Source organism: Bacillota bacterium (assembly GCA_012842395.1).
Taxonomy (GTDB): domain Bacteria; phylum Bacillota; class SHA-98; order UBA4971; family UBA4971; genus UBA6256.
Genome location: DUSX01000042.1, coordinates 1 through 7263, shown reverse-complemented (window position 1 = coordinate 7263; position 7263 = coordinate 1). Strand labels below are relative to the sequence as shown.

Sequence of the window (7263 nt, the reverse complement as noted above, 5' to 3'; positions counted from 1 at the left end):
GGATTTGAACCCGGACGGCCGCAATGGCCACTAGACCCTGAATTTCGCCGAGGCTTTCCTGCTGCGTCCTACCACCTCCATTGTGTCCTGTCTAGTAGGCGTCTAGCAGGCAAAATGAACTCCCCGACTCCTGGGGAGTTCTATCTTTTCCTGTCCTCTTCCATCCTCTCCGAGGCGTCTTCGTTCCCAAGGTCGTTCCCCAGGCTATGGGCACGAACCCACCAGACTTTCACTATACTTACGGAGGCCCGATAGCTTCGGGTTACGCTTCCGGAAAGACGCCTGACTCTCTGCGATTCTGCAGGCGGTGCTGCACCACTTGCGGTTAGGCCGCGTGGGGATGAAGAGCTTCCCGCAATTGCGCCGTGCGCACCGCCTGAACGTTCTGCCTTGCATAAGGTCCAGGAAGGTGAGCAGATAAACCCATCCCAGAAGGGAATTGCACTGCCACCCGAACAGCCACGCCTTCTTCTCGGCGTCGTAAATCGGCCTCGGGTGCGCGCACTCCTGGAGCCACCCAGAGAGGTGTAGTTCTGCTTCTCTGACCGCGTGTTGAGGGTCGCGAAGCACCTCTTCGTCCTCAGCGACGAAACCGGCCTCAACAAGCCTAGCGCGCATCGCCGCCGGTATGTCGTCGCCTTTCGCCACTAGCAAGAAAGCGTATAGGAGCTGGTACTTCTCGGCGGCAAGCCTGAACAGCTCGACAGGCTCACAGAACGAGTGCATATACAATCCCTTGTTGCTCTGTCGGTAAAACTCGTCCCAGATATACCAACCTGAGTGCTCTTCCCTACCCTCCCAGTCTCTTGGTCCCGCCTTATGACTCGCGAAGAGTCCTGCGCCTGCCTTATACCTGTGGACCCTCCACAAGCCGAGGAGACCCCACTTATTCACGAAGCGCAGGACGGCCTCTTCTTTCGACGGATCCAGGTTCACAAGTGCCACGTGTGGGGCGTAATCCTGTTCCGCACTGTCGCGCCCCTTAGGTTGCTTCGCAGGCGCGTTGGCGCGCCATTCCGTTAGCACGTCGTACCACTCAGGTTTCCGATAGGTTCCATCGGCGTTCAACTCAGGGACCGCCACAATACACCGAACGGGAATCTCCGAGACCTCCGGTGGAGCCTCGCGAATCTCATACTTGCACCGCCACCAGTACGTGCCCCACGTGAACGCGGGTTCTGCGTCGCGCGATACGGTTTCTGGGCCTTTGCGTTCGTCCTCGTCCAACCGATCATCCTCTGCTGCTTCCAGCAAATCTTGGTTTCGTGCCATTCGAGCCGCGAGCTTGACGCAGTTCTCCACGTCCTTGGTGCTGCCATACTGACGGGTTTCTAGGTGGTGCACAATAGCTTCGCGCACCCATTTCCGAGGTAACGCGGACGCCTGCTTCCAGACCGCGTTCATAAACTCCTCCTGCGCACTCATGGCACGGATTCCCTCCCCGTTGTTAGACCCTCCACGCGTGTTGGCATAATCGTTTTGTAAGCAGTTTGCGGTTACTCACAGTCTATGCCAAAATCGTCCTTGAGTCAAGAATCAGTTACCCGCCCGGATGTGCGAGACGAAAGCTGTCGAGCTTCCCCGGGCCCATTGGGAGGTATTTGCTTTGGGTCATCCAGATCGGACTTTGAAGCGCCTCAGGCGTCGTGAACGGCATCGAGAGCCATCGCTTCCGACCAGGACGATTTCGCACCGCGACCTGACGCCATGGAATGCCGTGGAAATCCTGGCGGGGCGACGGCGGCAGAGAGATATTCGATTGAACTAAGGGGGGGTGAGTCTTGTGCTGTACCTACGTCAGGAGCGCCAGCGTCGAGGCTGGTCGTTGACCCAGCTTACTGTCAAAACGGGGATTGATAGCGCGGCGCTGAGCAAGATCGAGCGGGGCGTATGGCCCTGCGGCCCGGAGTGGCGGCGCAGGATTTCCGAAGCATTCGACATGCCCGAGGACGCGCTTTTCCAGGAGGTGCCGAGCCGTGGAGAAGAACGACCTGGCAACGCTTGAGCCCGGGCAGCTTCCAGCGGTTCTCAAGGTGCGCGAGGTCGCGGCCTACTTGCGCATGCCGCTGTCGCGCTGCTACGCGCTAATTCAGGCAGGTCAGATACCTTGCCTCCGATTCGGGCGCAGTGTCAGGGTGCCGCGGCAAGTTCTCGTGGACCTACTTACGAGAGTAACCGAACGCGGCGAGCAGTGAAACGACCCGGGCGGAAGCCGGGCGGGAGGTGGTGATATGTCCCTTAACATTGTATCATGCGAGCGGCCCGTCGAGAAGTTCCTGGCACGGCTGGAGCGCGTCCGCGAGACAGGCCCAGGTCGCTGGATCGCGTGCTGTCCTTCACACGAGGACCGCTCGCCTTCTCTGTCAATCCGCGAGAGCGATGACGGGCGAGTGCTGCTTCATTGTCACGCAGGTTGTGCGCCGGAGGCCGTGCTAGCGGCCCTGGGGTTGTCGTGGACAGAGCTGTTCCCTGCCGCAGGGCGAAGGCGAAGCAGGCACCTGACCCCTGTGGAGCGCAAGGCGGCTGCCCGTGCTCAGGCTGAGGCGGAGCTTCGCCGACGCCTCGACGCCGCGTGCGAGGCGCTACACCGGCGGCTCTGCGTTTACGTTCGGGCGATTCGTCTCGCGCTGGACGGCGCGGACCTGGCAACGTACGAGAGGCTGGCGGGTTGGGTCCACACCCTACCTTACCTGGAATATCTCCTGGATAGCCTGGAGGCAGCAGACTTGGAAGCACGGCTCTGGGCGGCGAGGGAGGCGAGAAGATGGCTGCTGACTTAATCAAGCTAGTTGCAGAAGAACTACGGCAACCTGGCGGGGCCGCGCTGGCTGAGGCGCTAGGCGTGGAGGCAGCACTGGAGGACGACCCTCAAGAGGATGATACACCCATCGTTGCCGTCCCGTGGCCTGACCCTCCTGCTCCCGAGGCATTTCACGGCCTTGCAGGCGACATTGTGCGCGCCATCGAGCCGCACACCGAGGCGGACCCTGTGGCACTGCTCGTGCAGTTTGTTGTTGCCTTCGGTAACGCTGCGGGGCGAGGTCCGCACTTTGTCGCCGAAGCCGACCGTCACGGCCTGAACCTCTTCGCCTGCCTCGTGGGCGCGACGGCGAAGGGCCGCAAGGGTACGTCCTGGGGACATATCCGGCGACTCTTGGAGGCCGTTGACCCGGCGTGGGCTAAAGACCACGTCGCAAGCGGCTTATCTTCCGGCGAGGGGCTTATCTGGGCGGTCCGGGACCCTATTGAGCGGCGCGAGCCGGTCAAGGAGAAAGGGCGCACAACGGCATATGAAACCGTTCTCGTGGACGCGGGGGTGGAGGACAAGCGCCTTCTCGTGCTCGAAAGCGAATTCGCTTCCGTGCTCCGCATTCTCCAGCGTGAGGGCAACACGCTGTCAGCCATCATCCGCAACGCCTGGGACTCGGGCAACCTGCGGAGCTTGACGAAGAACTCTCCTGCGGTTGCCAGCGGGGCGCATATTTCCATCATCGGACACGTGACCAAGGGCGAACTTCTGCGCTATCTGGAAAGCACGGAGGCCGCGAACGGGTTCGCAAACCGCTTCCTTTGGGTGTGCGTGCGCCGCTCGAAATGCCTCCCGGAGGGCGGCAACATCGGTGAAGTAAACTTCGCCCCGCTCGTGGCTCGTCTCGCGGAGGCCCTGGAGCTTGCGAAGCACGCGGGGGAGCTAAAGCGTGATGAGGGGGCGCGCGCGGTATGGCACGCGGTGTATCCCGAGCTGTCCGAGGGAAAGCCTGGTCTCCTCGGGGCTGTCCTTGCCCGTGCCGAAGCACAAGTAATGCGCCTAGCTTGCATCTACGCGTTGCTGGACCTGTCGCAGGTGGTGCGCCCAGAACACTTGCTGGCGGCGCTGGCACTGTGGGAGTACGTCGAGGCGTCCGCGAGGTTCATCTTCGGCGACGCCTTGGGCGACCCGGTAGCAGACACAATTCTCAACGCGCTGAAGAAGGCACCAGACGGGCTGACGCGGACCGAGATCAGCAACCTGTTCGACAGGCATGAATCGAGCAAGAGTATCACACGCGCACTCACGGACCTTCTCGCCGCCGGGCTGGTGGAGCGCGAGACCGTGCCGCCTGAAGGAGACCGCAAGAAGCCGGTCGAGGTGTGGCGGGCGGTTCGGCAGTGACGTGGGCACAGGGACATGCGAAATTAGCGAATTTGCGAATTTAATCCGGGAAATGGCGTATACACTGGGGTTTTGTCATGAAGAGGCTTGCGAATTTGCTGCGAACTTATTGCGAATTTAATCCTCCCCCGAAGCCTCTGGGGTTGGGCGACGGATTAAATTCGCAACGTTTCGCGATTAAATTCGCAGGCACTTAGAACCCTCAAAGCCTTGTCACACAAGGGCAAGCGGGTTGCTGGCCGATTAAGTTCGCTAAATTCGCATCCCTAGATACTTTCGAGGAGGCATCGGAGAGGCATGGGTCGGTATATGGACATAGCCCGGCAGGCGAAGCGCCACGAAGTACAGCCTCGGGTTCCGGCGGGCGACTCCCCGGCGCGCGTGGAAGCCCCTTCGAGGAGACTTGCTCCCGAAGCGCGGGAGGCGACTCACGAGCACAAGGCCGCGCTTCTCGAACTCCTGCGACCCTACTCGCCTCCCGTGCTTCCGGGACCTGACCCGCTCGACTACCGGCGCGACCCGCTCACGGGAGCATGGCTCCACGACCCCGGTTGGTGGCGCGGTCCCGCTCAGGTGCGCGAGATTCACGAGGCTCGTGCTCCCTGTTCTCGCTGTGGCGGGACGCGCTTCTGGGTGACGCTGTGCCATAGCGAAATATGCGCCACCTGCTACCCTCCCAGGCCGGGAGACAGGGTCCTCGGGTGGCTCGTGGGAGAGGAGGTGCATTAACTGTGCGAGAGCAACTAGCTGACGCCTGTCCGCGCTGCCTCGCAGTGAGCTATCCCTACGCCTGGCGCGAGGACCGAGGGAGCATCCTCGCGCTGTATCGCTGCCGGACCTGTGGCCGTCAATGGCGTTGCTGGTGGAATCCTGCGTGTCTGGAGGTGAATGCGCATGATAGAGATTCGCCTACCGAAGTGCAGGCTGTTTCTCACTGAGGAGGAGGTTGAACACCTGCTCAAGCATGACCCTGAGCTGTGGGAGGCGGCCTTAAAGCGCGGCAAGGCCATCATGCGCGCGCGGCAACGTAACGCGCGGCAAGGGAAGGAGGGTGAGAAGCATGGATAAGGTTCTCGACGCGCTGTTCCTGGTGACTCTAGGTTGGATAGGCGTATGCCTGTGGCTCATCTGCTGGCGCGGACCCCGAACGCGGTGACGCGCCTTTTTTATGGGTGTGCAACTGTGTAACTTCGCGATGGGAGGATGAGCAAGCATGAAGAAGATCGTCTTGGCCATTAAGGATAACAACTGTGCGAGTAATGACGCGTGCGCCCTTTGCGGAAGGAGGACCGAGCCTTCGTGTGGCCCTGAACTCTTCCTCGATGGCACGTGGTCGCTGGTCTGCCATGAGTGCGGCGAGAAGCACGCTCCCGGCCTTGTGAAGCTACTGGCGCTGGCCCGTGACGCGGAAGAGTATTTCCAGGCGCAGTGGGGCGGGCACTCACTAGACTAAGTATCAGGCGAGGCCGTCAGAACGCTTGCCGCGCAAAGGGTTGCTGTCCCTTGGGAACGGCGTGGGAACGAAACGAGCGCCCCGACACGTGAGGCGCTTTTCTGTTGCTGTCGTGTTGTTGGGTGCTGCGACGCGGTGTAGTTGTGTAACCCGGCTCTTTTTTTATGCGTGCGACCTTGTGCATTTCCGAGGAGAGGAGGCGAGAGCATGACTCTTACGCCGGAGGAGCGCGAGACTATCCTTCGGTTCGACGATTCAGGCGACGCCTGCGAGGTGTGGACCGCCTCTCCCACGGTTGCCGCGAGGCTGAGGCGCGCCGGTCTTGCTGTCACCCAGGAGCCTGGCGGGTGGCGCGCTACGTGCGCGAAGCAGGCTGTCCGGATCAAGGCCGGTCGGTACTCCTGCTATGTTGGCGGCAGGTAGCGGGTGAAGGTGGCGCGTCAGAATGCGTTCCATGCCTCCGAAACGGTCAACTGTTGACGTTTTCGAGGGGGTGAGCGCGCGCGGAGGTATTGCACCGTGGCCGTCCTGAGCGGACCTGTTACGAGCCTGTTCTCGGGGAGGTGAAAGCATGAACAACTACTGGCAGACTGAAACGCCTGTCGTGGCGACAAGCGCAAAGAACGTGCTGCGCTGGTTCCCGAAGGCCGGGAGGTTGCAGGTGTCCTTACCCGACTGGACCGGCGGCAACGGCAAGACGAACCCCGGCAAGACCGTCACGCTGAACGTGGAGGCCTTGCGCGAGAGTGAGGACGTGGAGGCCGCGAGGCGCATATTCCGGGAGATCCTCGAAAGCCTGGAGTGACCGAAGAAAGCGAGGGAAAAGCGGCCTTACCCATTTTCGCGCCATTTTCATGGCCGAGCCGTTTTCCCTCCGTTTCTCCGGTGCGTTGTTTCCGCGTTGTTCTCGCGCTCAGGACGGCCTAGGAGCCGCGCTTCTCCCCACGGCAGGGGTTAGACTACCCACGGCGCAAGAGAGGCACCTTCTAGACCGTCCTGCGCGCCTTTTTTATGGTGTCCAACTGTCCACCTGCGCGCCTCTTTTCAGGTGTCGCTTTTTGTAGAATCGCCTGCTAGAGGGAGGGTTGCTCGTGCCATACAAGGACCGCGAGGAGTACAACGCCTACATGCGCGCATACCGGCAACGGCGCGCGCGTAAACCTGAGCATAAACCGGAGGAGCCTGCGCCTGAGCTGGTGGCGAAGGCCGACCCAGAGCACCTGCGACGCCTGGCGCAGGCCGTGGGGATGGCCGTGGCGACGCCGAGGGGACGAGGAACCCTCCTTCACGTGTCGCAGGACCACGCTACAGTGGCCGTCGCAGGCGCGGCCGTCGTGTTCCCTTCGGCGCAGGTGGGGTTGTGGTAGCGGAGTGGGGAACGGACCCCGTTTTCGGACCGTTTTTCGGGTGTGTTGTCCCTCTCCGTTGTCCCAGCGTAGGACCTATTGACATGCCATGCTAAGGCATGTATAGTCATGTTGGAGGTGGTAGTTGTGGACGAGCGGCAGGAATGGCCGGAGGTAATGACTATTGCGGAGGCGGCGCGCTACTTGCGACTGGATCATAGAACTGTCCGCAAGCTCATCAATGAGGGCACGATTCGGGCTGCCCGCGCGGGTTGGGTGTGGCGCGTTGCCAAGAGCGAACTAGACCGATT

General features: G+C 61.5%; 11 protein-coding genes and 1 pseudogene. 11 read left to right on the top strand and 1 reads right to left on the bottom strand.

Going from position 1 to position 7263, the window contains the following annotated elements:
* Positions 1–204: 204 nt before the first annotated feature.
* Positions 205–1425 (bottom strand): hypothetical protein, encoded by a 1221-nt coding sequence (locus GX515_13060; GenBank protein HHY33924.1) that lies wholly within the window; start codon positions 1423–1425, stop codon positions 205–207.
* A 358-nt stretch (positions 1426–1783) separates the two neighbouring features.
* Between GX515_13060 and GX515_13055 the strand changes: the two genes are divergently transcribed.
* From GX515_13055 to GX515_13005, 11 genes and pseudogenes are all read left to right on the top strand, one after another.
* Positions 1784–2005 carry a helix-turn-helix transcriptional regulator gene (locus tag GX515_13055; protein ID HHY33923.1) on the top strand — a complete coding sequence of 74 codons (222 nt, stop codon included), beginning with the start codon at positions 1784–1786 and terminating at the stop codon, positions 2003–2005.
* Positions 2006–2060: 55 nt separating this feature from the next.
* Positions 2061–2195, top strand: a complete 135-nt coding sequence (locus GX515_13050) for a helix-turn-helix domain-containing protein (protein ID HHY33922.1) — start codon at positions 2061–2063, stop codon at positions 2193–2195.
* Positions 2196–2291: 96 nt separating this feature from the next.
* Positions 2292–2471 (top strand): annotated as a pseudogene (locus GX515_13045) (hypothetical protein).
* A gap of 293 nt (positions 2472–2764) precedes the next feature.
* A complete protein-coding gene (locus tag GX515_13040; GenBank protein HHY33921.1) occupies positions 2765–4153 on the top strand; it encodes a DUF3987 domain-containing protein in 1389 nt (462 codons plus the stop codon).
* Between the two features lie 297 nt (positions 4154–4450).
* A complete protein-coding gene (locus GX515_13035) occupies positions 4451–4882 on the top strand; it encodes a hypothetical protein (protein HHY33920.1) in 432 nt (143 codons plus the stop codon).
* Between the two features lie 165 nt (positions 4883–5047).
* Positions 5048–5221 carry a hypothetical protein gene (locus GX515_13030; GenBank protein HHY33919.1) on the top strand — a complete coding sequence of 58 codons (174 nt, stop codon included), beginning with the start codon at positions 5048–5050 and terminating at the stop codon, positions 5219–5221.
* A 145-nt stretch (positions 5222–5366) separates the two neighbouring features.
* The gene (locus GX515_13025) at positions 5367–5606 is read left to right on the top strand and encodes a hypothetical protein (protein HHY33918.1); all 240 of its coding nucleotides are present in this window, start codon (positions 5367–5369) and stop codon (positions 5604–5606) included.
* A 207-nt stretch (positions 5607–5813) separates the two neighbouring features.
* The gene (locus tag GX515_13020; GenBank protein HHY33917.1) at positions 5814–6029 is read left to right on the top strand and encodes a hypothetical protein; all 216 of its coding nucleotides are present in this window, start codon (positions 5814–5816) and stop codon (positions 6027–6029) included.
* 148 nt (positions 6030–6177) lie between these two features.
* Entirely contained in the window at positions 6178–6411 is a 234-nt protein-coding gene (locus tag GX515_13015; protein HHY33916.1) for a hypothetical protein, read from the top strand.
* Positions 6412–6697: 286 nt separating this feature from the next.
* Positions 6698–6973, top strand: a complete 276-nt coding sequence (locus GX515_13010; GenBank protein HHY33915.1) for a hypothetical protein — start codon at positions 6698–6700, stop codon at positions 6971–6973.
* A 108-nt stretch (positions 6974–7081) separates the two neighbouring features.
* A partial coding sequence (locus GX515_13005; protein HHY33914.1) for a helix-turn-helix domain-containing protein occupies positions 7082–7263 on the top strand: 182 nt, incomplete at its 3' end.